We start from the raw sequence: 23,834 nt of genomic DNA, 5'->3' as shown, positions 1-23,834 counted from the left end.
GCCCAGGGGTGGCGGGCCCAGCGGCGGGTCCGGGGGCGGGCTTCGCACCGGTCTCCGGCGTACGGGGATCCGGGCGTTCGGGCCGCTCCGGCGACTCGGATCGTTCCGGTCGCTCCGGACTTTCCGCGCGGCGGGCGCCCGTACTGCCCGGCAGCGACCTCGCGTCGCTGGGTGTGTACGGCGGCGCCGCCGCCGACTCGTCCGGCACCTGCTCCCACCAGGCCCGGGGCCGCTGCGCTTCGACCCCGTCGCCCCTGCGACCCCCGTCGCGTCCCTCACGGCCGGGACCGTACGGATCCGACGCGCTGGACGCACCGTACCGATCCGACGCGCTCGACGTACCGTACGTATCCGAGGCACCCGGCGCTTCCGTCGGCGTATCGGCCGTACCCCGCCCATCCGTTCCCGCAGTCCCTGCCGTACCCACCGTGCCCGCTGCCGAGTCGAAGCGGTCGTCGAGCGTGTCCCCCGAAGGGGCGCCGGGACCGGTGTCGGGTGCGGAATCGTCGTACAACCGGTTCCACCAGTCGTCGCCTGCCGGCGTCTGCCCCTGCTGACTCATGCCCCTATCTTCGACCGCGCCAGCGGTGCGAAAACGGGGCATCCAGAAATATTCAAGTCCGCCGGACGGCCCCACCCCCCACGGGAAGGACGTCCGGCGGACATCACAGGTCCAGCGCGGGCCGGTGCGCGGACACAAGGTCCGCACACATCACTGTCCCGAGCAAATCCGGGCCAACCGCACCCAAAGGGCATATGACCGGGGTCTGTTGCTGCTGTGATGGCGCCACCTTGGCAGAGTGCCGTACCGAACAGCGATGATGTGGCACGGCGGGTTTACGCCGTGGCCGGTATCCGCCACGGCAGCCATGGCATGCGGTGGACCAGGGGTTGTGTCCGGGGCGAGGTTGTTTCCGGAGCGAGGTTGTTTCCGGGTCGGGGTGTTCCGGGTCGGGGTTGTGTCCGGGGAGGGGAGCAGGGGTGCTGGCAGCGATAGGTCTCGATGAGAGGCAGGAATCCGCGTATCGCGCGCTGGTGGCGATCGGCGCGGCGGAGGTCGCCGATCTTGCGCACCGGCTCGCGCTCCCCGAGCGGGACACCGAACAGGCCCTGCGCGGGCTGGAGCGGCAGGGCCTGGCGGCGCAGTCCTCGTCCCGTACCGGCAGGTGGGTCGCGGCGCCGCCCGCTGTCGCGCTCGGCGCGCTGCTCACCCAGCACCGCCATGAGCTGGAACAGGCAGAACTGGCCGCCGTACTGCTCGCCGAGGAGTACCGCGCCGAGGCCACCGAGCCCGCCGTGCACGATCTGGTCGAGGTGGTGACGGGAGCGAGCGCGGTGGCCCACCGCTTTCTGCAACTCCAGCTCGGCGCGACCGAGGAGGTCTGCGCACTGGTCACGGGAAAGCCCGTGGCCGTGACGGGCGTCGACAACAAGGCAGAAGAGCGTGCGGCGGCGCGCGGGGTCGCGTACCGGGTGGTGATCGAACGCGAGGTGCTCTCGCTCCCGGCCGGTATCACCGAACTCTCCGCGGCGCTCGGGCGCGACGAGCAGGTACGGGTCACCGAGCGGGTGCCGACGAAGCTGGTGGTCGCGGACCGCAACCTGGCGATGGTGCCGCTGACCGGCCGTGGTGCGCGCGAGACGGATCCCGCGGTCCTGGTGGTGCACGCGAGCGGGCTGCTGGAGTCGCTGATGGGGCTGTTCGAGGCGGTGTGGCGCGACGCTCTGCCGCTACGGCTCGGCGCGGACGGCGCGGTGGCGGAGGGCGGTTCTCCCGCTCCTGACGCCACGGATCTGGAGATCCTGTCCCTGCTGCTGGCCGGGATGACCGATGCGAGCGTGGCGAAACAACTCGACCTGGGCCTGCGGACCGTACAGCGCCGAGTGAAGGGCCTGATGGAGCTGAGCGGGGTGACGACCAGGCTGCAGTTGGGCTGGCACGCGTACGAGAGGGGGTGGGTGGCGCGGGGGACGCGGACGTGAGGTGTGTCCACCGCACATGGGCACGGGCCACATAGGCACTCGCCACACACATGCCCAGCGCACACGTCCGCAGACCACATGTGCTCGGCCTCCGTGTGTACGCGTCCATATGCCCAGCACCCATGTGTTCACCCGGACGCGTGCTCACCCCACGTGTGCTCACCTCATACGCAGATGCCGCATCGCGTACGACCGCCATGGCCGCCACGCCTCCTCGTCCTGTTCCTCCTCCGGTGCCACATCGGGGTCCCCGAGCGCCCGCATCCGGATCAGCGCGGCCGTCCGTGGGGTGACTCCGGGTACGGCGAGGAGCAACCGCTCGGCTTCGTCGCGGTCGGCGCCGGGATCGAGCCGTACGGTGCCGTCGGCGAGCGCGGTCGCGAGCGGGCCCGCCACCGGATCTCCGGCCAGCGCCGCCGGTTCCGGGAAGAGCCGGGTGAGCCCGCCGCGCGGCTGCGGCACGTCTTCTCCGTACAGTTCGACGAGCCGTCCCGCCGCCGCGTACCCGACGAGTGCGCGCAGCGCGTACTCCTCCGGTTCCGCCGCCCCCGGCGAACGCAGCCCGGGCCGGGCCGAAACGAGGGGCGCGAGCCGTGGGTCGGAGCCGAGGCGTTCGTCGACGGCATACGGGTCCGCGTCGAGGTCGAAGAGGCGGCGCAACCGCTGTACCGCCGTGGTGAGATCACGCAGATCGGTGAGGTGGATCCGTGCCTCCAGCCAGCCACTGCGGGCCCGGGCCTGCGCCGCGCCCGCCGGAAGCGCCTCGTCGACGCCGACGATGCCGGGCCCGTGGGGCAGCCGTAGCGTACGGCCGTAGGTGCGGTTCCCGGGCTCGCCGGTCACCTCCTCGATGTACGGAACGGCCTCCCGGGCGAGCAGGTCGAAGACCTCGCGCGCGGCGTACGGCCCCCGGTAGGCGAGCCGCAGCGGAATCCTGGTGAGGGCAGGCACGTCCGGGGACGGGGACAGAGACAGGGACAGGGACGGTGCATCGTCATGGTGCCCAACAGCCACGCTATTCCCGGCAGTTGGGGCGTCGCCAGTTGGGAAGCCGGCGGACCGGCCGTCGTCGGACCCACCGCGTGTGACGCGGCCATCGACGCCGGGTCCCCCGTCGTCGACGCGTGCCCGGCCCGACCCCGCGCTCCGTGCCGATACCGCCACCCGCGCCGCCGCCGCCGTTCTCCTGACGCCGGTTCCGGACTCGCGTCGCAGTTCGCTCGGCGTACGGGCGTAGATCTGCCGGATCGTGTCGTTGAACTGGCGCACACTCGCGAAGCCCGCCGCGAACGCGATCTCCGTGACCGGAAGCCCGGTCGTCTGGAGCAGCACCCGCGCCGTGTGCGCCCGCTGGGCACGGGCGAGGGCGACGGGGCCCGCGCCCAGTTCGGCGTTGAGCTGGCGCTGGACCTGCCGGGCGCTGTAGCCGAGTCGTCCGGCCAGCCCCGGCACCCCTTCCCGGTCCACGATCCCGTCGCCGATCATCCGCATCGCGCGGCCGACGACATCGGCGCGTACGTTCCACTCCGCCGACCCGGGAACGGCGTCCGGCCTGCAGCGGCGGCAGGCGCGGAAACCGTTGCCCTGGGCGGCGGCAGCGGTGGGGAAGAACCGTACGTTCTCCCGCTTCGGGGTCACCGCGGGACAGCTCGGCCGGCAGTAGATGCCGGTGGTCTCGACGGCGAAGAAGAACGCGCCGTCGAACCGCGCGTCACGGCTGCTGACCGCCTCGTATCTGGTCTCCTCGTCCATCACAGGATCCAGTGTGCGCCGGTACCGCCCCGGTCACTCGCGGTTTTCGGACAGCACGTTCCTGGCCTTCACCCACTGGCCCGCGCCGAGTCGACCCGGGCCAAGTCGACCCGGACCGATTCCACCCGGACCGATTCGGCCCCGCTCGGCGTACGGGCCGCGCCGGCCTGGCCCGTACGCCGAAAGGCCCCACTTGCCGAGCCGCCCCCACGCCGATCGCCCCTGGCAGGCCGGGGCCGGGCGCTCACCGCTTACCGGACTGCGGGCCTGCGCGGGCGCCTACCGCATCCGCCCGCGCTTGGCCTCCATCGCCGCGCGCCCCTCCGCGCCCTTGCGCTTCCACTCGCGCCGGATCTCACCCCGTAGCCGGGCGTCGGTCTTGGCGACGATGCGCTGGTTCTCACGCAGGAGCTTGCGGTAGCTCTCCAGCCGGCGTACGGACAGCGAACCGTCCTCCACCGCCTCCAGCACGGCGCACCCCGGTTCGGCCAGATGGGCGCAGTCATGGAACCGGCACTGCCCGGCCAGTTCCTCGATCTCCGAGAAGACCTGGCCGACCCCGGTCTCCGCGTCCCACAGCCCCACACCCCGCAGTCCGGGCGTGTCGATCAGCACCCCGCCGCCGGGCATGGCGAGGAGATTGCGGGTCGTGGTGGTGTGCCGCCCCTTGCCGTCGACGTCGCGGGTGGCCTGCACATCCATCACCTCGTCGCCGAGCAGCGCGTTGGCGAGCGTCGACTTTCCCGCGCCGGACACCCCGAGCAGCACACTCGTACCGCCCGACAGCACGGCGGAGAGCACTTCGATCCCCTCCCCCGTCGCCGCGCTGACCGCGAGCACCTGCACGCCGGGCGCGGTGGTCATGACGTCGTCGACGAGATGGCCGAGTACGGAGGCGTCCCCGACGAGATCGGCCTTGGTCAGCACGATGAGCGGCAGCGCACCGCTCTCCCAGGAGAGTGCCGACGTACGCAGCAGCGCATCACCACTAGAGCTGGACATCGCGAGTGCGAGGAACCGCTCGATCCGCCCAAGGTCCAACTCGACCGCGAGCGACACACAGATGACGACGTGATCGATATTAGTGGCCAGCACCTGGCCCTCGGAACGCTTCGAAGACGTCGACCGTACAAAGGCCGTACGCCGAGGCAGCAGCGTCCGCACATACCGCGGGTCACCGGACGGATCAACCGCGACCCAGTCCCCGGTGCACACCACCTTCATCGGATCACGCGGCACCACGAACTCCGTGTCAGCACGCGCCAGACCATCCGCGGTCACCACATCGCACTGCCCGCGATCAACCCGCACAACCCGGCCAGGCAACAGCCCCTGCCGGGCGTATGGCACGAACTCCGCCTCCCAGCCCTCGTCCCAGCCGTACGGGGCGAGCGGATGCGAAGCCGAGCAAGCCTCAGAAGAGGCAAAAGAGAAAGACAAGGGGAAACCCTTCACAGAGGTGGCCCCGGCACACGCGCCGACCAGGCACGAAGGAAGGAGAGATCGTCAGCCGGAAACCACAGGAATGGGAACGATGAGCCTCTGAACCTGGGCAGCACCCAGCGCAATGACAGTCATCAATGTCCTCACCTCCTGCTTCCTCAACGGTCCGACAACGCCCCGGCACAGCCCCGTTACGGCACCGCCCCGGCCATGGCCCACCGTAGCCGGACCCCACCGACCGCCGCGAGCCATTTTCCTGCCTCCGTCACGCAGCCAGCGTCATCTCACCCAACACGCCAGTTGCCCGCCCCTCAATCTCAACCACCGGCCGCCGATAGCTCACCCGAGCACCGGACAACGTCGAAAACTCCACCAACTGAAGCGAGAGGGCACACAGCGCCGGCCCCTCCACTTCATCGAGCGCACCAGCCAGACTGCCAAGCGACTCGGCCAGCTCCCACGAGGACGAGACCAAGAAGAAAGGGCCCGCCTCGGGCAGATCGGCCAGCAAGAAATCCATCCGGACCTCCGGCCTGGGTCCACGGCCGGACCAGGCAGCAGCCTTGCGTTCCGGGAATGTCGGAGCGCAACCACAGAACGCGCCGCGCTTATCTGCCGGCGTAAGAAACCTGTTCCCGTCACAGACATGAAAGAGCTCTTCTCCTGCCCTCAGAACCATGTGGAACGAAACAGACCGCCCACCCCGCAAAACAACCGGTATACGGTCACAGCACGTCAGCACTTCTACGCCGAAATCACTTCCGGTCTTCGATTCCTGGGCAGAACCGCCGTATAGGTCAACCAGAGCATCCGCCACCGCTCGATCACCGGTGGTGATGCACCAGGACGACAGAGCTAGTGGGTTACCACCCTGCTGTCGCGCCGCGTGGAATTGACCTACGCACGCGTTTCCCACGCCCCTCTCCCGGGCAGATGAACGCGGAGGCGTGATGCTCTCATACAGCGAAGTAGCCACAACAATCCTTCGGTAGAGCGGCAGATGCTGTCCGAGGATCCCGTGGACCGAGGCGCTTGGCGAAGCCGCAATTGAGGTGTAGGAGCAATCCGGACCTACACATTACGAGACCATGGGGATTCGTGATGCCTAGTTCCGGCTTGTGTTGCCGGATGCCGTTCTGCCTGATCAGAACACATGGGGACGGTTCCGGCGTGACGCCCTGTGTTACCTCATCCAAAGGCGTCCGGCCGCACTCTGGCCGCACATAGCCACACCTTCGGGTGAGCGAGACCGCCAGACACTGACGGCCAGGAGGAGCCCGGTGCCTGACGACACATTCAGCGACGCCCTCCCGCAGGCCCTGCGCCCCTCCAGAAAACGCCAGCTGCGCGACAGCGACCAGCGCAACCGGCAGCAGCGGATCACGGACTGCCTCGACGACCCCCTCTTCTACGAGATGGCCGAACTCCTGCCCGCCCGGGCCAACCGCGGTCGGCCGCGCGAGTATCCGGCCGTCGTGTACGTACTCATCTCCGCCCTGATGACCATGACCGGTTCCAAGCGTTCCGCCATTGGCTCTCTCGACCCCCAACAGTGGCGCTCCCTGCGCGCCTCGGTCCGCCGGCACTCCGGACGCACCGCCGCCGCCCGGCTGCCCGACTCACCGCCCAACCGCGGCCAGTACCTGGACGCGGAGGAGCGCATCCTGGCCCCCAACATCGACCTGATGCAGGACCTCTTCGAGCAGCAAGCCGTCCAACAGGCCCTGCGGCAGGGCCTGTTCCCGCCGGACGCCGTACGCAACTGGTCCAAGCCCGAGCGCCGCCAGCTCCTCGTCGGCGACGCAACCGTCCCCAAACCTCCGTCCAAGGCGGAACAGCGCGTCACGATCGACCCCGTCACCGGCGAGATACGCGAACACCGCGTCGATCCCCGCCCGGCTCTACTTCGAGAACGGCGAGAAGGAGAAAACCGCCACACGGGGAACGAAGTGGTTCTTCGCCTCTGCCAGGGACGACGGCTACTGGCGACGCGTCATCCTGAGCGTCCGGCACGTCGCCGGCGGCGACTACGAGGACGAAGCCGCCGTCGCCGTACGCGCCTTCACCCAGCTCGGCCGCATCCTGCCCGGCTGCATGGGCGTCGCCTACGACGGAGCCTTCCACGGCGTGCACCGCGACGCCCTGGCCCGCCTCGGCCTCCTGGTCATCAACCTACAGCACGGCTCCGCCGTCCCCCGCGCCTACGAACTCCTGCGCCCGGGCCGCTGCCGCCACGACCTGTGGTGCGCCGACGGCCGCATCGCCGAGCGCGTCCTCCTCGACGACGGCACGAGCACCCTCCTGCCCGTTCCCATCACCCGCCTCGAACACCGCAAAGGCGTCACCAAGTCACGCTGGTACCACCTGCTCCACATCCCCTGCCGCCACGGCGCCCACTCCCACCGCGTCCCGGTCGCCATCACCACCACCCCCGACGACCGCACCGGCACCAACCCCGACACCGGCCGCAGAATCAAGAGCGACACCGAACGCGGCTTCCACCGTGCCGAACACCTCCAGCAGATCCCCGAAGGCACCCTCACCCACCAGCAGCTCTACCCCTACCGCAGCGACGCCGAATCCGTGCACAGCCAGTTCGACAAGAGCCTCTGGAACGAACGCATGATCGCCTACGGCCTCGAACGCCAGAAGGTCTTCGCACTCGCCTTCGCCGCCGCCCAGAACGCCACCAGCCGCCGACTCTTCCTCGAACGACCGCCCGCCGTGCAGCCGGCCGTCATACACCGGACAGCGGCGTAGCCCACGACCACGTGCTACGCCCATGTAGCGGCCAGCACTCCCGTACGAAGCCCCTCGCCCACCCCTGGGCAAGGGGCTTCGACGCTGTGGAGCGTGCTATCGCACCGCCACGTAATCCTGGGACGCCTTGCTCACGATCCCGGCCACCTCAGCCGTCTTGTCCACGAACGCATCGTCCTTGAGATACCCGACCAAGTCATTCAGGATGCCCCGCGCAGCGCGCTGACGATCAACCCGGCCGATGCCTCGACAGCGATCAGGACGGAGGGCAACAGCAGGCTGCAGAACGTGAAATATCGGTTTGGTGATATGGAACATCAGAGCCGAAACCCCGCTGTACCCTCCGTGAACGAGAGTTCTGCAGCGCAAGGGGCGCCTGGTGCTGTCTAGGAGCTCGATGCGTTTGTGACCGGGGGCGGGGGTAGCGCACGTGGCCGCATTCGGCGGGCGTATGAGGGTCGTGGCCTATCTCAACCACGAGAAGACACTTTTCTACCGCTTGGTCCTGGATGTGCTGCTGGACGAGGAGGCCCGACTCGGCGTCCACCTCAGCACGGCGCAGATCAGGCAACGGGTCCAGGACGAGCTTGCGAGTGAACCGGATCTGATGGAGGCCCTTCCGGCGGTCGAGGGCCTGCTCGAAGACCTGTACGGCTGGCGGAACGTGGACCGGATTCACAACACCCGGTACACCACGACGCCCGAGGAGTACCTGCAACGGGACTACCTGTACCAGCTGACCTCGGCCGGTGCCCGGGTCCACCGCGAGATGACCCGGATCGACGAGGACATGTCCGATGCCGGCTCGCTGCAGGCCTCGATGCTTCCGGAGGTTCTCTCGTCCCTTGCCTCGCTGTTGCGGGCCCTTCGCGAGGACGACGGCGACCTCAGCACCGCTCTCGGCGCCTTCCGGCGCACGACGGAGGGATTCGCGCGGTTGTCGGAGGACGCGAAGCTCTTCGTCCAGGGCCTCAACGGCTCGTTGGCTTCGGAGGAGATCCGGGAGCCCGAGGCGTTCATCGCCTACAAGAACGTCGTGGTGGGCTATCTGCAGTCCTTCACAGTCGTCCTGCACCAGAGCGCCGCTCCGATCGCGAAGCTGATCATCCAGTTGGAGCAGGCGGGGCTCCTGCCCCGGCTCACCGAGATGGCGGCACTCGAGGCCGCTCCCGTCCTGGGCGTCAGCCAAGACGAGGTCGTGGTCCGTGAGGCGCAGCGGATGCGAGAGCTGTGGGAGGGGCTGCGCCGCTGGTTCGTGGCCGCCGGAGACCGTCCTCCGATCGCCGAGCTGCTGCTCGACCGGGCCTCCGATGCGATCGCCTTCATCGTCATGACCGTCGGGCACATCAACGATCAGCGGTTCCGGCGGGCGAGCCGGACGGCCGACCTCGTGGCCCTGGCCGGCTGGTTCGACGGCTTCGACAGTGCCGGCGGCACGCGCGAGACCACCGCCTTGTGGCGTACGGCTTTCGGCTCCTACTCGTCCCGGCACCTGGGCCATCCCGGTGCGTTCGAGGACGACTGCGATGCGCGACCCGAGGTCGGCTGGTGGCAGACCGAGCCGGCTCCGGTGTCGGCAGAGCTGCGCTCGCGCGGGCCTCGGGCGCACACGGGACCCCCGCCGCGGGTCCGCGACCCACGACGCGCCAAGAGCCTGCTGGCTGCCCGGCAGCAGCAGGAACACGCGGCGACGGAAGCCGCCGAGCGGGCGCTGGCGGACAGAGGCCCGGTGCGGCTGTCGGAGCTCGGCCGACTGGATTCCGCCGAGGCGGAGGTCTTCCTGAACTGTCTGGGGCTCGTCCTGTCGGCGCGGGAGCGAAGCGGGGGCATCCGGCGCACGCGTACCCCCGACGGCCGCCTGCTGATAACGCTGGGGCCTGCGGCGGAAGGGTCGGCCGCCGCTGTGGAGTTGCGGGGCGGAGCGTTGAGCACGCGGGACTTCGAACTGACGCTGCGGGTGGAGGAGCGTGGGCGCCGGTGAATGGCTGGACCGGCGAGGAGGGGCACGAACGCCGCGAGGCTGTTCGGGCTCTGCTGCACACCCCCGTGCTTCGGCGCGAAGGCCGGCACAGGCGGCTGGTGGATCAGGCCCGTCGGCACGAGAAGGAACTACGTGCCTGGTTCGACCGGCAGTTGGGATGGCCGCTGGTGGTCGAGCGCGACCTGATACGGCTGCTCAAGATCCCCGAGGATCCCGGCCGCTTTCCCGATCTGACCGTCCCCACTCCGAGGCAGTGCGCACTGTACTGCCTGCTGTTGGCGGTGCTGGCTGACTGCGGTGGGCAGACCGTGATCAGCGAGCTCGCCGACCGCGTGACCGCTCTCACCACGGCGCACCGGGGTCTGCGCAGGTTCGAGGCCACCTCCACGCGGGAGCGCCGGGATCTGGTCGCGGCGCTCCGGCGCCTCACTGAGGGCGGTGTGCTGCGATCTCCCCGGGAGGCGGGCGTCACGGCCGACTCCGAGCAGGCCTACGTCGCGGGCCACGGCAACGCCGTCTATGACGTCAACCACCGCTTGGCCTCCTCCGCCGTGGTCTGCCCGGTCCCGCCCAGTCAGGCCGACGCCCCGGATACCCTGCTGCGCTTCACCGAAGGGGATCCCGGGCTCTGGGCCAGGACCGATACCGAGCTTCGGCAGGCGCTCATGCGTCGTCTGGTCGACGACCCGGTCGTCTACGTGGAAGACCTGCCCTCGGACCAACAGGAGTACCTGTCGGTTCACCGGGAGGAGTTGGCGGCGGAACTCGTCCTCGGACTCGACACCCGGGTGGAAGTGCGGGCCGAAGGCCTCGCGATCGTCGACTCCCGCTTCTCCGACACCGACTTCCCGGCGGCCAGCGCCGTCTCCGTGGCGGCGCTGGCACTGGCCGACCTGCTGGCCGGAGAGGCCGTCCCGGAGCAGACGGGCAGCTTCGTGGTCGGGCACGACCGTCTCTCCGAACTGGTGGACCTGGTCGCGGAACAGATCCGCCGCGTCGTGCCGAACATCGAACGCAAGCCCGTGGACGGCTCCGTCGTGCTGAGGTATTCCGTGCCCGTGCTGATGCAGTTCGGACTCGTCGACCCTCATGACGACGGTGTACTCGTCCGTCCCGCCCTCGCCCGCTACCGCGATCCTTCCGGACGCGGGGCCCGTGTCACCGGGGAGGCGTTGCTGCTCTTCGGCCAGGACCTCGACATGACGCCCCGCCGGAGCAAGCCGCACACCGCTCACCTCTCGCCTGCGGAAGGTCACCCCGATGCCATCGCCGACTGACCGAACGCCGGCGCCCGCGCTGCAGCGCATCCTCGACGGGGAGCTGCCGGTGCCGGAACGGGACCGGTTCCAGCAACTGCGCCTGGGCCTCATCGGTATGTGGGAGTACGAGGAGCAGGAGTTCGTCTCCTACCGCAACGGATTGATCCTGCGCGGGCGGAACGGGGCCGGGAAGACCAAGGTGATGGAGGTCACCAGCCCGCTGCTGCTGGACGCGCTGCTTACCGCCCGGCGGCTGGACCCGTTCGGCTCGACCGCACGCCCGATGCGGGACAACCTGCTGCATCGAGGGCGCAGCCATCGGGTCGGATACAGCTGGTGCGAGTACGGACGCGTCACCGAGGACGGCGGCTACGAGTTCGTCACCATCGGTATCGGAATCAGGGGCAGCACGTCCGCCAAGGGAGGGCTCCACAAGCCCTGGTTCTTCGTCACCGCCAAGCGGGTCGGCCAGGACTTCAGCCTGCTGAACGAACAGAGGCAGCCACACCTGCGCAAACAACTGGCGGCCCGGCTCGACCCCGGCGACGTCTTCGAGGACCGGCGCGCGTACCGGACAGCTGTCGCGGAGCGCTTGTTCGGCTTCGGCGTTGGAAAGCTGGCCGCCCTGGTGGAACTCCTCCTGGTCCTGCGCAAGCCGAAGCTGAGCGAGAACTTCAACGGCGAGCAGCTCAGCCGAATGCTGAGCAACGGACTGCCACCGGTCAGCACGGCACTGCTGGACGACCTGGCCGTCCGCTTCGACCAGTTGGCCCGTGACCGCGACGACCTGGAACAGCAGGAGCGGCATCAACTGGGTATGTCCACCTTCCTATCGGTGTACTCCCGCTACGCACGCCGGTGGACCAGGAACATCGCGGAGCAGCTGGCCGAGGCGGATTCTCAGCTCGCCAAGGCACAACAGGGCAGTAAGAACGCCGACGAGAAGGCCAAGCGGACCGGGAAAGCTCTGGAGAACGGGCAGGAGGAGCGGCGGCGTTTCCTCGAAGAGCGCGATACCTTCCGGATCGCCGTCGATGAGCTTCGTACCGACCCTCTGATGAATCAGCATGAACTCCTCAGGCAGCTCCAGGAGCAGGCTGAGGAGGCGGAAGCGAAGCTCCCCGACCTCCGACAGCGTCTGGAGGAGGCAGAGTCCGCCACGGCTAAGGCAGAAGGCTCAGCCGCCGAGCAGTCCCGACTCCTCGAAGGAGCCGCCGCCGTGCTGCTGGACGCCGAAGAGCAGGCCCTGACGCGGGCGGCCAGGACCCGCATCGGAGATGCTCACATCGAGCTCACCTCAACCATCCGAGAAGACCCCGCGAAGGCTGAGACCGCACTCTTGGGCCACGTGGAGGCCCGTACGAACGTTCTCCGGCGTGCCGTCGACCTGGCCCAGGCCACGCAGAACGCCAAGACCGCACGCGATCAAGCAGACGAAGCCCTCCAGAAGACCTTGGCTCTGTGCGGGACGGCCAAGCGGAACGTGGACGAAGGCGAGAAGCAACTCGCGGACCAGATGGCCGAATTGCGAGTCAAGCTCGTCGACTGGAGCGAGCGGTGCCAGGAACTGCGGCTGAGCGACCTCGAACTGAGTGAGCTCCAGTCCCTGGCCGCGACCTTCGGCCTCCCGGGCGCCACCGTCCTCTCCCAGGAGGTCGCCCGTCTCGCCCGCCCCCGAGGCGACCTGCTCGCCCGACAAGCATCCGACCTGGCCTCCCAACTCCGCACCCTGCAGGAGGAAAGGGACCGGACTGCCGCTCTGCGGCTGCGCGTCGCCCAGCAGACGGATCCCCTGCCGTCGGCCCCAACGCACGAGCGGCGGGATCGTAGCGTCGCCGCTGACGGTGCCCCGTTGTGGCGGCTGCTCGACTTCGCGCCGGACACCGACGACCGGACCCGGGCGGGTTTGGAGGCCGCCCTGCTCGGTTCGGGGGTGCTGGACGCATGGGTCACCCCTGCGGGAGGCCTGCTGAACGCCGACACTCTCGACAGTCTCCTGCCCGCCGACCGGGAGCCCGTCCTCGGCCGTTCCCTCGCCGACGTCCTGCACGCGGTCGACCACGAGATGGTTCCGTCGCGCGTGACCACACGCATTCTCGCTGCCATCGCGCTCGCCCCCGCGAACTCCGAGCAACCGATGGGCGATTGGGTATCGACCGACGGCTCCTGGCGGATCGGCCCGATCCACGGCCGTACCACGGCGACCCAGGCCGCTTACATCGGTGCCGCCGCCCGCCAGGCCGAGCGCCTCCGTCGGCTGCAGGCGCTGGACGATCAGCTCCTCGAACTGGACGGCCGGATTGTACGGATCAACGAGCGGCAGCAGCGTCTCACCGAGCGGCAGGACGACCTGCTGGCCGAGTGCGACGAGGTCGCCGACTTCGACCAGCCGCTGCGGGACTGCCAGGTGGCCCTGTCGGCGGCCAGACGCGTGTATGAAGCGCACGACAAGCAATGCCAACTCGACAAGACCGCGCTGGGCGAGAGGGATACCACCTGGAAGGAGGCCCTCGCGGAGCTTGAGCACTACGCCAGACAGCGCTCGACCGGCACCCAGCTGGAAGCGCTCGCCTCGGAGCAGCAGGCGCTCACTGAGTACAAGTCCAGTCTTGGCAACCTGTTCCGCCGTCTGGGCGACTGGTCGGCCCGGGCGGAGCAGCACACGAGCGCCGGCACATTGCTGACCACCTGCCGCGAACATCAGAAGTTGCTCGGGATCGACTTGGACGCCGCCGAGCGCGACGCCAAGAAGAAGCGCCGACGGCACGATGTGCGGCGCAGTGTTGTCGGGGCGGACGTCGACGACGTGTTGAAGAGGCTCGCCGTTGCCCAGGCCGGCCTCACGAAGAACACCGCCAAGGAGGACGAGAGCCTGGCAGCCCTGGAAACTGCGATCAAGCAGGACACTCTCGCCCAATCGGCACGCGCGCAGGCCCTCGACGTCGTCGAGCAGCGGAAGCGAGCCCTGGGCGAGCGATGCGGACAGTACCGGGAACTCGACCGACTCGGATTCCTCGCGCTGGTCTCCGCGGGAGGGCCGCCCGTGGACGCCCCCGACGCTGTCGCCGCTGCACAGGCCTTGCTCCGGCGGCTCGTCGACGATCCCTCGGATCCGTCCGCCCTCGACCAAGCACGCGACGAGGTGGACCGCGCCCGCCAGGCCCTCGAAGACGTACTGGCGGGGCCGGACTGGAAGGTACGTGCCGGTAACGAGGACCGCCTCGTCTCTGTTCGTCTGTTCCACAACGGTCAGCACCTCACCGTCGCGGATGGGCTCGCGATCGTGGAGAGAGAGGTCCGCGAACGGAACCGCCTGCTCGACGCGAGTGAACACGACCTGTTCACGGAGGTCCTGCTCGGACAGGTGGGCGACCATCTGCGCCGCCGCCGCGCACGGGCCAAGACACTCATCGGTGAGATGAACAGGCTTCTCGGATTGCGCCGCACGGCCTCGGGACACGTCATGCGCCTGGTGTGGGAGCCGGACCCCGACAAGGGCGAGGAGACCCGGGAGGCACTGGCGACGCTGGACCGGCAGGCCAGCCGGTTCCTGCCCGACGAGGCCCGTGAGCACTTGATCGCTTTCCTCGGCCAACAGATAGCCGTGGCCAGGGAGGCGGAGGGTGGAGTGGACTGGAAGAGCCACCTGCGTATCGCCCTCGACTACCGGACCTGGAGCCGGATCCGCGTCCAGTACAAGAGCGGCCCGCAAGAGAGATGGACCGACATCGACGCCGGCATGCACGGCAAAGGATCCGGCGGCGAGAAGGCCGTCATGCTGCAGCTCCCCCTCTTCGCCGCCGCGGCGGCCCATTACACCGGAGCTGCGCGGACCGCTCCGCGCCCGGTGTATCTGGACGAGGCGTTCGCCGGGATCGACGCCGAGATGCGGGGCGAGTGCATGGGACTGCTCGTTGAACTCGACCTCGACTTCGTCATGGCGAGCCATGACGAGTGGGGTTTCTACGAGGAGGTCCCAGGTGTGGCGACCTACCAGCTCTTCCGCGACCCGCAGACGGAGGGAGTCCTCACCACTCCCATCATCTGGGACGGGGCCGAGCGGCACCTCATGCTCGATCCCGCGCTGCTCGGCGGCAGCGGTCTCGACTTCGACGCTGACGACCAGCTCGGTGACGTCGAACACGCCGACGACGGCATCGACGAGGACGAGGATCTGGACTACGAGCCCGAGACGGAGGTGGAGCCCGAGGACACGGACGAGGACGGCACCACCTACAGCCGGACCAGGGGACTCCTGGAAGACATGGACCTGGACTGACATGGGAATCCGCGTCGCCCTCCACCCCGATCTCGCGCAGTGGGCCGCCAGCCCGGGTGGGGTCCTGTTCTGCACCCGTGTGCGCCAGCACATCGCCAACGGGGGAAAGCTGGACCGCCGCCTCAACCTCCGGATGACAGACCGTGAACGCGCCGACCTCATAGACCTGTTCGGTGACGCCGTCAGCACGGCAGGCGTCCATCTCGCACGCGCCGACGCAGTGCTGCGCGGCAGCCGACACACCGTGCCGCTCCGGATGCTGATCATCGGTACCGGTGGGCCGATCCGCACGAAGCGCGGCCAGGCCCGGTACCGGGCCATCATCAAACGCGACCGCCTGATGCGGGAACGTGCTGAGACTCTGGCCGCCATCGCCGGCGTTCCAGAACTGGCCGCAGAACACGCGCTGCTCGCGTCACTGCCGGACGACAACAAACGTGTGCCTCCCGAGGGCTCACGCGCCGCCACTCCGCACTGGGACACGTACCGCGCCGCGTTGCGAGCGGCAGCCGAGTGGTTCCGCACCGCGAGCCGGGACTGGAAGTGCAGCGAGCGTGAACTGGCAGCGCTGGCCCTCGGTGGGACCAAGACGTGGACCGATGCCTCCAAGGCCGCCTTCTCCCACCTGGTCGGCCTCCCGTTCGCCGAGGCCGTCCACACCAGCGACACGGGCCTGAGGATGACCGGCCCGGCCGAATGGCACCGACAAGGCCTCGTGGCGGACCTCACCCTCGCTGAACCCTTCATCGAGCTCCCCGGCCGGGCGGTCACGAGAGACGGCCGGTTCGATCTACAGGCCCGTGGCGTCCTCCTCATCGAGAATCAGGAGACTTTCGAAGCGGTCGCCTCACGCACCAGCGTCCCCAGGAACTGGCTCTGCGTCTGGACCGAAGGATTCGCCTCCGGAGCCCTGGCGCACTTCCTGGGTACTCGCGTACCCGAGTCCTTGCCGAACGCGGCCTGGGGGGACCTCGACCCGCCAGGCATCGACATCATCCTCGACCTCTCGGACAAGAGCGGCCGGAGCATCCAGCCCATCGCGATGGACGCCGAGCTGTACCGCCGCGGGCGCAAACTCGTCGAAGAACCGTCACAGCTCGAAAAATGGCTGACCCAGGCACAGCAGCAGGCCGACACCGTCCCGCATCCCTTCAAGGGCCTGGTGGCCGCCATGATCGAGCACGGCGGACTTCGCTGCGAACAAGAAGGCCTCCACGAACAGGTCCTCCCGTACCTGCACCGTTGGCTGGCCGAACTGAAACCCGTTCTGAGTGCCCCGGCAACGGCAGCCTTCCAAAAAATGGACCGCCACCACACCGCCCTTCACCTGAAGGTCACAGGAACGACGAAACACCAGCGAGTCACATAACTCGACCGGCAATTCGGCAACGCTGTGGATCGGATACCGACCAGCAGCTCTTGAAGCACGCGGAGTCCCTGAACGAGCCCGCCCGACACCGTTCAGGAGGCACCCCGCCCACGCGTACTCGTCGGCCGCCGAGCACCCCACGGCCTGACAACATCACGCCAGGCCGCCCCCAGGCAGTATCAAGCACACCCACAAGCCGACATATGGAACGGAACGCACCAACCGCTCTCCCCTCTGGCCCCTTCAGCATCCACCGACCGCTCTTCCCCAACGACAGAACTAGCAGGTCAAGAGGCTCCAACCCCGTCACCAGCCCCATCAGGCCCGATCCCCGCCACCCACACCCGCCCACATCCGCTACCCTGTCCTTGGCCAGTAGCCGGTACGCCATGTTGTCAGCCCAAGCAGCAACGCAGACGGCATGACACCAGCACTGACCAGCGGGTTTGTGTCCTAGCTGGGGGTCTGCGTTCTGGACTTTCCGACAAGGTTTTCCACAAGCCCCTCATACAGCCGTTCCAGCTCGGTGGCTTCGCGTGCCCCGATCAGGTTCAGCTTGTTAGCCGCCGCGTTCACGAGACTGCGCTCGAAGTCCTGGAGCGTGCTGACCCTGTTACCTGCGGTAGCGGCATCCAGTTTCTTCCGTAGGTCCTCGACGGCAGGTAAGCCTTCGTCCGCCAGGAGGCGGATCTTCTCGATCAAGTCCGCTGCCACAGCGATCCAGACTGCGATGAGTGCCGAACAGTAGGCTCCGGCTCCGTATGCCGCGATGGCCTCGTCTATATACCGGCGGAACTGCCGGGACCGGACCCGGTTCTTCAGGTCTTCGAGTGCGTACAACGGATGTTGGCCCCTTGCCGCGCGGCTGGACAGAGGTGACTACGCTACTCGCCGCCGCAGAGGGGAATATCCCGTCCGGCTCATTGATTTGTCTCTCCGTATGACGTCATAAAGGGGAGACGTGCGTGACCGATCTCAAGGTGTTCCGACTCGACGCGGACGGCAGGGACGTCGAGCTGCCGGGGGCAACGGTGGCACTGGAGGCCGAGCTTCAGCGCCGGGTTGAAGCCGGCATGGAGGCGATGTTGGGCATCCGCTTCCTGGCGTCGGAGTATCCGACGGGACCGTGGCACCGGGGCCGGGTCGACTCGCTTGGGCTGGACGAGAACAACACCCCGGTGGTGATCGAGTACAAGAAGGGCAGCGACAGCGGAGTTCTGTCGCAGGCCGTGTCCTACCTGTCGTGGCTGTGTTCCGCGCGTCATGAGTTCGAGGCGCTGGTCAGGGAGAAGCTGGGTTCCGAGGCCGCCGAGGCGATCGACTGGCGGAGTCCGCGGATGGTTTGTATTGCCGCCGGTTTTTCGCACCATGACCGGGTCGCGGTACGCCGTCTGGACGAGCGGATCGACCTGGTGCGTTACCGCGTCTTCGACGGCGGACTGCTGAGCCTGCTGCTGGTCGAGTCCGCCCCTGGCTCGGCCAGATCTGTCGCCTCACGGCGAGATCCTCGGGAGCGTGAGGTGTCGGCCGGTGCCGGCCGGACGAAGTCAGTGCTGGCGGCTCTTGACGCGGCGCCCGCTTCGCTTCGTGCTCTGTACGACGAGCTGGACGAGCTGCTGGCCGCCTCGGGCGAGGTGGAGGTCGACGTCAAGCTGCATTACATCGCCTACCGGAGACTGGTGAACGTGGCCTGCGTCGTCTTCCGGCCCAGGAACGAGGAGGTCCTCCTCTACCTGAAGATGGAACCGGACAGCGTAAAGCTGGAGGAGGGCTTCTCGCGCGGCATGCGCGGCATCGGCCACCACGGTACGGGCGACCTGGAGGTCCGGATCGCCTCGGCCGCCGACCTGGAGAAGGCGGCGCCGCTGATCCGGCGGGCATTTGAGGCAGCCTGACTCAAGAAGAAGGGGCGGCGAGTGCATCGGTGTCACGATGCGCCCGCCGCCCTTCGGCGTCTACGGTCCGTCGGCCCTGGTCTGGACGGTCTCATGCTCATGCCTCCGGTCCGGCGAGGACGAAGTCGTCCTGGGTGAGTTCGGCGCGGAGCCTGCGTTCGGCGATGTCGGCGTAGTGGGAGGACAGTTCGACGCCGACGAAGTGCCGGCCTTCGCGCAGTGCTGCGACGCCTGTCGAGCCGGAGCCGGTGAAGGGGTCGAGGACGGTGCCGTCTTCGCGGCAGATCTGGACGAGTTCCCGCATGATCTCGACGGGTTTCTGGGTGATGTGGACACGGTCTTTTCGGGGCTGGGACGCGGTGAAGTGGCCGGGCAGGTAGAGGTTCCGGGTCTTGTCGAGGCCGCCTTTGACGCCCCAGGTGATGAACTCGGCGGACTGTTTGAAGCCTCCCTTGCGGGGGCGGCTGGCGGGTTTGATCCAGGGGATGGTGCCGCTCCACGTCCAGCCGGCCATCTGCAGCGCGTCGCTGGTGGTCGGCTCCTGGCGCCAGTCGGAGAACACCATGGCCACCGAGTGCTCGACCGCGACCCGGTATGCCTCGGTGAGCAGGGCAGTCAGCCAGCTCCGGTAGGAGCGCTGGTCGCGGTTCTCGCCGGGGAAGTTCTGCAGGTCGTGGGCGGAGCCGGTGGTGACGTATTTGGCGCGTGCGGTGCGGCTGGTGCGGTCGGAGCTGGTGCGTCCGCCGCTGTTGTACGGGGGGTCGGTGATGACGGCGTGGATGCTCTCGTCGGGGAGGGTTTTCAGGACGGTGAGGGCGTCGCCTCGGTGCAGTGTGTAGCTCATACGCGGTGCCTCTTGTTCTGGGCGCGTGGGGAGGGTGCCCGCTCCTCTCGGCGGTCGGCGAAGACCGGTCGGAGGGGGATACGCGGAGGGTAGACGCGTTTTCCGGCCGCACCCAACCAGCCCGAAGCCCGTGCTCGGCTCTGCGGTTCGAGGGTCGTTTGGTGGGGCCGGACTTCGCGTCTACTGTCTCGCCAAGTCACCGGGGCGGAGTCCCGCTCCACCTCTGCTGACCTGTGCTGATCCGTGTTGCCGCGTCCAAATGTGGTGCCGGGAAGGCACATTGACCCCCGTCCTGGAACACGCGAGGAGATCCCCTGTGCATTACCTGAGATTACGAGCGCGGCCGGCTGCCGCGCATAACCCGAGACCGGCGTCCGGGAGCTACCAACTCCCCTGACCTGGGCCCGCCTCCACGAGGGGCGGATTCACACCGGCGCGGTGCCGGCGGCTTTCCACGAGGAACCGGCACCGCGCCTCCTACAAACCGCGAGGAGCCGCTGCGATGCAGCACGCCGTCATACATCCACGCCCCGACCCCACACCACCGCCCCGTCGCGCTCACCCCGGCGAACGGCGTCGGCGGTGAAGAAAACCGCCGGTGCTGTCGTCGGGCTCGTCTCCGCCGGAGCACTCCTGCTGGCTTCTCCTCTCCTGGTGGTGACGGCCGGGAGCGCGCTGGCCTCCTGTTCCACCGACGGCGCACAGGCTGTGGATACTGCGGCCGTGGCCGCGCAGGTGAAGGCGATCCTCGACGGCGGCGGCAAGAGCCCCGTCTCCATACCGGGCCTGGATGACCCGACGGAGCAGGTGCCCAACGCCAAGACCATCCAGGCCACCGGCGTTGCGATGCGCATCCCGGCCCGCGGGCAGGTCGTGGCGCTGGCTACCGCTCTGCAGGAGAGCGGTCTGCGGAACCTGAGCTACGGCGACCGTGATTCGCTGGGCCTGTTCCAGCAGCGGCCGTCGCAGGGATGGGGGACTGCCGAGCAGATCATGCAGCCGGTGTACGCGGCGACGAAGTTTTACGAGGCGCTGCGGAAGGTGTCGGGCTGGGAGTCGATGACGGTCACCCAGGCTGCCCAGACAGTTCAGCGCTCAGGCTTCCCCGACGCTTACGCCAAATGGGAGCCGCTGGCCACAGCCCTACGGAAGGCGATCGAACACCTGCTGACGGCGACCGGCAATCCATCACCGGATCCCGTGACGTCCGGTCCCGGTATCCCGAGTGTTCCCTCGTCGGATACCGCCAGCGGCTGTTCGGCCGGTGGCGACGGCAGCGATTTCGGGACGATCCCGGCCGGTGCCCTGCCCACCGGGTACACGATCCCGGCCGACGCGCCGCCGAAGGTGCGGACCGCGATCCGGTGGGCGCTGGGCCAGCTCGGCACCCCGTATCAGTGGGGCGGGAGCTGTACGGACTCCCACGGGCCGGACCCGATGGGCCGCTGCGACTGCTCCTCCCTGATGCAGCAGGCGTACAAGGCCGCCGGGGTCATTCTGACGCGGACCACCTCCACGCAGGTCAAGGAGGGCAAGCCGGTCCCGGCCGACGCCCTCGCCCCCGGTGATCTGGTGTTCACCGGGGGCACGGCCGAAGTCCCGGAGCATGTCGGGATGGTCATCGGCCAGGGGCTGATCGTCCACGCCCCGCACACCGGCGAGGTGGTCCGTATCGCGACCCTCGCCGACTGGAAGCCGCAGATCCTCGCGGCCCGCCGCGTCCTCTGACCGGCCCCACCCTCCAGCGTCTTCCCCTTTATTCCCGCCTTCCTCCGTGTGCACTTCCGCGCACCCAGAACCGAACTGGAGTTCACATGTTTCTCGCCGACAAGGTCGTCCCTCTCGCCTACGACCCCGGTATCAAGCCGAACGACGCCGGGCTGCCGGGCCTTGAGGTCCTCAAGCAGGTGGTCGGCTCCATCAACCTGTTCGGCATCATCGCCGTGGTCGGCGCGCTCGCGGTCAGCGCGGGCGTGTGGGCCTGGGGCCACCACTCCGGCGGCCACCAGGCCGAAGCCAACGGCAAGAAGGGCGTACTCGTCTCCGCCGGCGCCGCTCTGCTGCTGGGTGCGGCCAACGGTGTGGTCGCGTTCTTCTCGACGCTGGGAACGCAGGTCCACTGATGTCTCCCCGTTCCGCGGACCACGGCGGCGCCTCGCCCCTGCGCAACCGGGCGCTGATCGCCGCCGCCGTCCTGGCCGTGCTCGTTGCCCTCGTCGGCTTGGCTGCGTACCTCACCCGCGACAGCGGGACCTCCGCCGTCGCTCCGCCGTCCCGGGAGCTGAGCCCGTCCTCGGCAGTTGTCTCTCCCCCGGTTCCACCGTCCCCTCCGTACCCGGGAGCCATTCCGCGACCCGGCCGACTTTCCCCGTTCCGCCGTCTACACACGATCCGATCGCGTTCGCCAAGACGGCTGCTGCGTTGCTGTGGTCGTACGACACACGGGCCCACTCCCAGCCGGACTGGCTGGCCGCCCTGCACACCTGGCTCACCAGCGAGTCGAGGTACGCGGACCCGGCCTCGGTAGACGCCCTTGTGCCCTCGCCCGTGTTGTGGGGGCGGATGGCCGACCACGGCCAGTACGCCACCGCCACCGTGAACGAAGCCCGCTTCCCCGACTCCTTCACCCGCGCCCTGCAGGCCGACCCCGGCGCAAGCACCGCCGCATACATCTACGCGGTCACGGTCTCCGGCAAGCAGTCCATCGCCTGGACCGGCGCACCCCGCGGGGGCGCCGAGGCCCGCACGGTCACCCTCGCCGTCCAGTGCCGCCCGTCCCAGCCCTGCGCTCTGGCCGGCGTTCTGCCGGCCGTCGCGCCCTGACCCCGACCCACAGAGATGGAGGTACTGCCATGGATGTCTGTGACCTTCCGCTGATGGGCAGCGTCTGCGACACCGTCGACTTCGTCACCAACCCCGGCGGGGCCGTCACCGACGGCATCGGCGCATGGATCGCCAAGTCGATGGGCGAGGTCGCCGCCACCGCAGCCGACCTGGCTGCCAATGCCGTCAACACCACCACCGCCATCGACCTCAACGCCTCCTGGTTCCGCGCCAACTACGAGCTGCTGCTCCCCATCGGCCTGGCGATCACCGTCGGCACGTTCTGCCTCCAATTGGTCTCCGCCGCCTGGCGGCGCGACGAACGCGCCCTCGCCCAGGCCGCCATCGGCACCATGACCGGCGTCCTGTTCTCCTTCTGCGCCATCGCCTTCACCACCGTCGCCCTCACCGTCGTCGACGCCCTGTCCGCCGGCCTGTTCCAGGCCGCCAACTCCTCGGTGGACGACGCCATCCGCCGCGTCATCAGCGTCAACGAACTCGGCGCCATGTACGGACTCGGCTGGGGCGTGCCCGCGTTCGTCGCCCTGGGGTGTGCGATCGGAGCTTTCCTGTACTGGGGCGTCATGGTCGCGCGCAAAGTCGGCGTGCTGATCCTGGTCACGCTCGCGGTGTTCGCCGGGGCGGGTGGTGGCTGGGAGGCGGCCAAGCGGTGGCGGCGGGGCTGGATCGAAGCCACCGCCACCCTGGTGGTGAGCAAGCTCCTGATGACCGTGGTGTTCCTCATCGGGGTAAGCGCCATGGGCAAGTCCGACCCGCAGGACGGCATGGCCGCCCTCTCCGACGCGCTGGCCGGCATCGTCGTCATGGTCCTTGTTCTCCTGTGCCCGTACGCGACGTACCGGTTTGTGCGCTGGGCCTCTGACAGCGGCGGCCAGGACGACCTCCACCGCACTGGGATCGCCGGACTCGCTGTGACTGCGGGCGCGGTGAAGACCGCGGGAACGCTGGCCATGCAGATGGGCACGGGTATGCGTGCTCCGCAGGGGCCCAGTCAAGTGCCCGGGGCGGGCCCCGACGGCGTGACCTCCGGTATCGACCCCGCCGGCGGCCGGCTGAGCAAGGAGGGCATCGATCCCGGACCGGCCAGGCCCCAGACCAGCTTCCGGTACGGCGAAGACCCGAACGCCTCTGGCGACAAGGGCCGCGCGCTGATCCAGCGCCCCGGCATATCCCCGCTGATCACACGGCCCGCCGAGAACGGGGCGGACAGCTCCGCCGCTCCGGCCGTCAGCGCCCCCAGCGGCAGCTTGGCCAAGGTCGGACCGGCTGCGCCCTCCGGACCGGCGCCGACCGCTACGGGGCCGTCGCCGACCGGCTTGGCGAGCCCGACGCGCTGGGTCTACCCCGGCAAGCCGCCGTCCGGGTCCTGACCATCCATCACACCGGGGCGGGATGTGTCTCCTGCCGGGGCACATCCCGCCCCGG

Annotated in this window: 18 protein-coding genes and 1 pseudogene; 11 read left to right on the top strand and 8 right to left on the bottom strand. The window is 68.8% G+C overall.

All coding sequences use genetic code 11. The features are described 5' to 3' along the window. Positions 1 to 562: pseudogene (locus WH07_RS41080) on the bottom strand (hypothetical protein); the annotation flags it as partial. A 419-nt stretch (positions 563 to 981) separates the two neighbouring features. Between WH07_RS41080 and WH07_RS11045 the strand changes: the two are divergent. Continuing rightward, entirely contained in the window at positions 982 to 1,983 is a 1,002-nt protein-coding gene (locus WH07_RS11045) for a helix-turn-helix domain-containing protein (RefSeq protein ID WP_046498720.1), read from the top strand. A gap of 159 nt (positions 1,984 to 2,142) precedes the next feature. Here the strand turns inward: WH07_RS11045 and WH07_RS41075 are convergent, their stop codons facing one another. The 4 genes from WH07_RS41075 to WH07_RS11025 all read right to left on the bottom strand — a co-directional run bounded on the left by WH07_RS41075 (position 2,143) and on the right by WH07_RS11025 (position 7,058). Beyond that, positions 2,143 to 3,735, bottom strand: a complete 1,593-nt coding sequence (locus WH07_RS41075; protein ID WP_046498717.1) for a DNA-3-methyladenine glycosylase 2 family protein — start codon at positions 3,733 to 3,735, stop codon at positions 2,143 to 2,145. A 279-nt stretch (positions 3,736 to 4,014) separates the two neighbouring features. Continuing rightward, complete coding sequence (gene rsgA, locus WH07_RS11035; protein ID WP_046498714.1) at positions 4,015 to 5,175, bottom strand: ribosome small subunit-dependent GTPase A; 1,161 nt, start codon at positions 5,173 to 5,175, stop codon at positions 4,015 to 4,017. 268 nt (positions 5,176 to 5,443) lie between these two features. After that, on the bottom strand, positions 5,444 to 6,094 hold the full coding sequence (locus WH07_RS41070) for a recombination directionality factor (protein ID WP_232788821.1): 651 nt from the start codon (positions 6,092 to 6,094) through the stop codon (positions 5,444 to 5,446). Between the two features lie 703 nt (positions 6,095 to 6,797). Next, positions 6,798 to 7,058, bottom strand: a complete 261-nt coding sequence (locus tag WH07_RS11025) for a hypothetical protein (RefSeq protein ID WP_046498710.1) — start codon at positions 7,056 to 7,058, stop codon at positions 6,798 to 6,800. A gap of 214 nt (positions 7,059 to 7,272) precedes the next feature. Here WH07_RS11025 and WH07_RS11020 point away from each other — a divergent pair, with 214 nt between their 5' ends. Next, entirely contained in the window at positions 7,273 to 7,938 is a 666-nt protein-coding gene (locus WH07_RS11020) for a hypothetical protein (protein WP_046498705.1), read from the top strand. 96 nt (positions 7,939 to 8,034) lie between these two features. On the opposite strand, the gene WH07_RS39705 is transcribed toward WH07_RS11020, so the two are convergent. Then, on the bottom strand, positions 8,035 to 8,256 hold the full coding sequence (locus WH07_RS39705) for a hypothetical protein (RefSeq protein ID WP_157877327.1): 222 nt from the start codon (positions 8,254 to 8,256) through the stop codon (positions 8,035 to 8,037). 112 nt (positions 8,257 to 8,368) lie between these two features. Between WH07_RS39705 and WH07_RS11015 the strand changes: the two genes are divergently transcribed. The 4 genes from WH07_RS11015 to WH07_RS36175 are packed head-to-tail and all read left to right on the top strand — an operon-like array spanning position 8,369 to position 16,826. Next, complete coding sequence (locus WH07_RS11015; protein WP_079023131.1) at positions 8,369 to 9,919, top strand: TIGR02677 family protein; 1,551 nt, start codon at positions 8,369 to 8,371, stop codon at positions 9,917 to 9,919. Further along, entirely contained in the window at positions 9,916 to 11,196 is a 1,281-nt protein-coding gene (locus WH07_RS11010) for a TIGR02678 family protein (RefSeq protein WP_046498700.1), read from the top strand. Before WH07_RS11015 ends, WH07_RS11010 begins: the two co-directional genes overlap by 4 nt. Then, complete coding sequence (locus WH07_RS11005; RefSeq protein ID WP_046498698.1) at positions 11,180 to 15,457, top strand: TIGR02680 family protein; 4,278 nt, start codon at positions 11,180 to 11,182, stop codon at positions 15,455 to 15,457. Before WH07_RS11010 ends, WH07_RS11005 begins: the two co-directional genes overlap by 17 nt. A gap of 1 nt (position 15,458) precedes the next feature. Further along, on the top strand, positions 15,459 to 16,826 hold the full coding sequence (locus tag WH07_RS36175) for a Wadjet anti-phage system protein JetD domain-containing protein (RefSeq protein WP_052744326.1): 1,368 nt from the start codon (positions 15,459 to 15,461) through the stop codon (positions 16,824 to 16,826). 453 nt (positions 16,827 to 17,279) lie between these two features. On the opposite strand, the gene WH07_RS10995 is transcribed toward WH07_RS36175, so the two are convergent. Further along, on the bottom strand, positions 17,280 to 17,666 hold the full coding sequence (locus tag WH07_RS10995; protein ID WP_046498695.1) for a hypothetical protein: 387 nt from the start codon (positions 17,664 to 17,666) through the stop codon (positions 17,280 to 17,282). Positions 17,667 to 17,791: 125 nt separating this feature from the next. On the opposite strand from WH07_RS10995, the gene WH07_RS10990 reads away from it, so the two are divergent. Next, positions 17,792 to 18,721 carry a DUF5655 domain-containing protein gene (locus tag WH07_RS10990; protein WP_046498693.1) on the top strand — a complete coding sequence of 310 codons (930 nt, stop codon included), beginning with the start codon at positions 17,792 to 17,794 and terminating at the stop codon, positions 18,719 to 18,721. 97 nt (positions 18,722 to 18,818) lie between these two features. On the opposite strand, the gene WH07_RS10985 is transcribed toward WH07_RS10990, so the two are convergent. After that, on the bottom strand, positions 18,819 to 19,565 hold the full coding sequence (locus WH07_RS10985) for a DNA-methyltransferase (RefSeq protein ID WP_046498691.1): 747 nt from the start codon (positions 19,563 to 19,565) through the stop codon (positions 18,819 to 18,821). 582 nt (positions 19,566 to 20,147) lie between these two features. Between WH07_RS10985 and WH07_RS10980 the strand changes: the two genes are divergently transcribed. The 4 genes from WH07_RS10980 to WH07_RS10965 all read left to right on the top strand — a co-directional run bounded on the left by WH07_RS10980 (position 20,148) and on the right by WH07_RS10965 (position 23,779). After that, positions 20,148 to 21,293 (top strand): C40 family peptidase, encoded by a 1,146-nt coding sequence (locus tag WH07_RS10980; RefSeq protein ID WP_046498688.1) that lies wholly within the window; start codon positions 20,148 to 20,150, stop codon positions 21,291 to 21,293. A gap of 86 nt (positions 21,294 to 21,379) precedes the next feature. Then, positions 21,380 to 21,688 carry a DUF6112 family protein gene (locus WH07_RS10975; RefSeq protein WP_046498687.1) on the top strand — a complete coding sequence of 103 codons (309 nt, stop codon included), beginning with the start codon at positions 21,380 to 21,382 and terminating at the stop codon, positions 21,686 to 21,688. A gap of 298 nt (positions 21,689 to 21,986) precedes the next feature. After that, the gene (locus WH07_RS41735) at positions 21,987 to 22,388 is read left to right on the top strand and encodes a hypothetical protein (protein ID WP_269801363.1); all 402 of its coding nucleotides are present in this window, start codon (positions 21,987 to 21,989) and stop codon (positions 22,386 to 22,388) included. Between the two features lie 29 nt (positions 22,389 to 22,417). Further along, on the top strand, positions 22,418 to 23,779 hold the full coding sequence (locus WH07_RS10965; RefSeq protein WP_046498683.1) for an SCO6881 family protein: 1,362 nt from the start codon (positions 22,418 to 22,420) through the stop codon (positions 23,777 to 23,779). The last annotated feature ends 55 nt before the right edge of the window (positions 23,780 to 23,834 follow it).

The organism is Streptomyces odonnellii (assembly GCF_000981895.1).
Lineage (GTDB): Bacteria > Actinomycetota > Actinomycetes > Streptomycetales > Streptomycetaceae > Streptomyces > Streptomyces odonnellii.
Note: the sequence above shows the minus strand (reverse complement) of the source record. Positions and strands in the feature narration are given on the sequence as shown.

What these genes read in the sequence shown, in the direction of transcription:
- WH07_RS41075 (WP_046498717.1), bottom strand. Translation starts at nt 3,735, where the DNA reads ATGGACGAGGAGACCAGATACGAGGCGGTCAGCAGCCGTGACGCGCGG.
- WH07_RS11020 (WP_046498705.1), top strand. Translation starts at nt 7,273, where the DNA reads ATGGGCGTCGCCTACGACGGAGCCTTCCACGGCGTGCACCGCGACGCC.
- WH07_RS39705 (WP_157877327.1), bottom strand. Translation starts at nt 8,256, where the DNA reads ATGTTCCATATCACCAAACCGATATTTCACGTTCTGCAGCCTGCTGTT.
- WH07_RS11005 (WP_046498698.1), top strand. Translation starts at nt 11,180, where the DNA reads ATGCCATCGCCGACTGACCGAACGCCGGCGCCCGCGCTGCAGCGCATC.
- WH07_RS36175 (WP_052744326.1), top strand. Translation starts at nt 15,459, where the DNA reads ATGGGAATCCGCGTCGCCCTCCACCCCGATCTCGCGCAGTGGGCCGCC.
- WH07_RS10985 (WP_046498691.1), bottom strand. Translation starts at nt 19,565, where the DNA reads ATGAGCTACACACTGCACCGAGGCGACGCCCTCACCGTCCTGAAAACC.
- WH07_RS10975 (WP_046498687.1), top strand. Translation starts at nt 21,380, where the DNA reads ATGTTTCTCGCCGACAAGGTCGTCCCTCTCGCCTACGACCCCGGTATC.
- WH07_RS10965 (WP_046498683.1), top strand. Translation starts at nt 22,418, where the DNA reads ATGGATGTCTGTGACCTTCCGCTGATGGGCAGCGTCTGCGACACCGTC.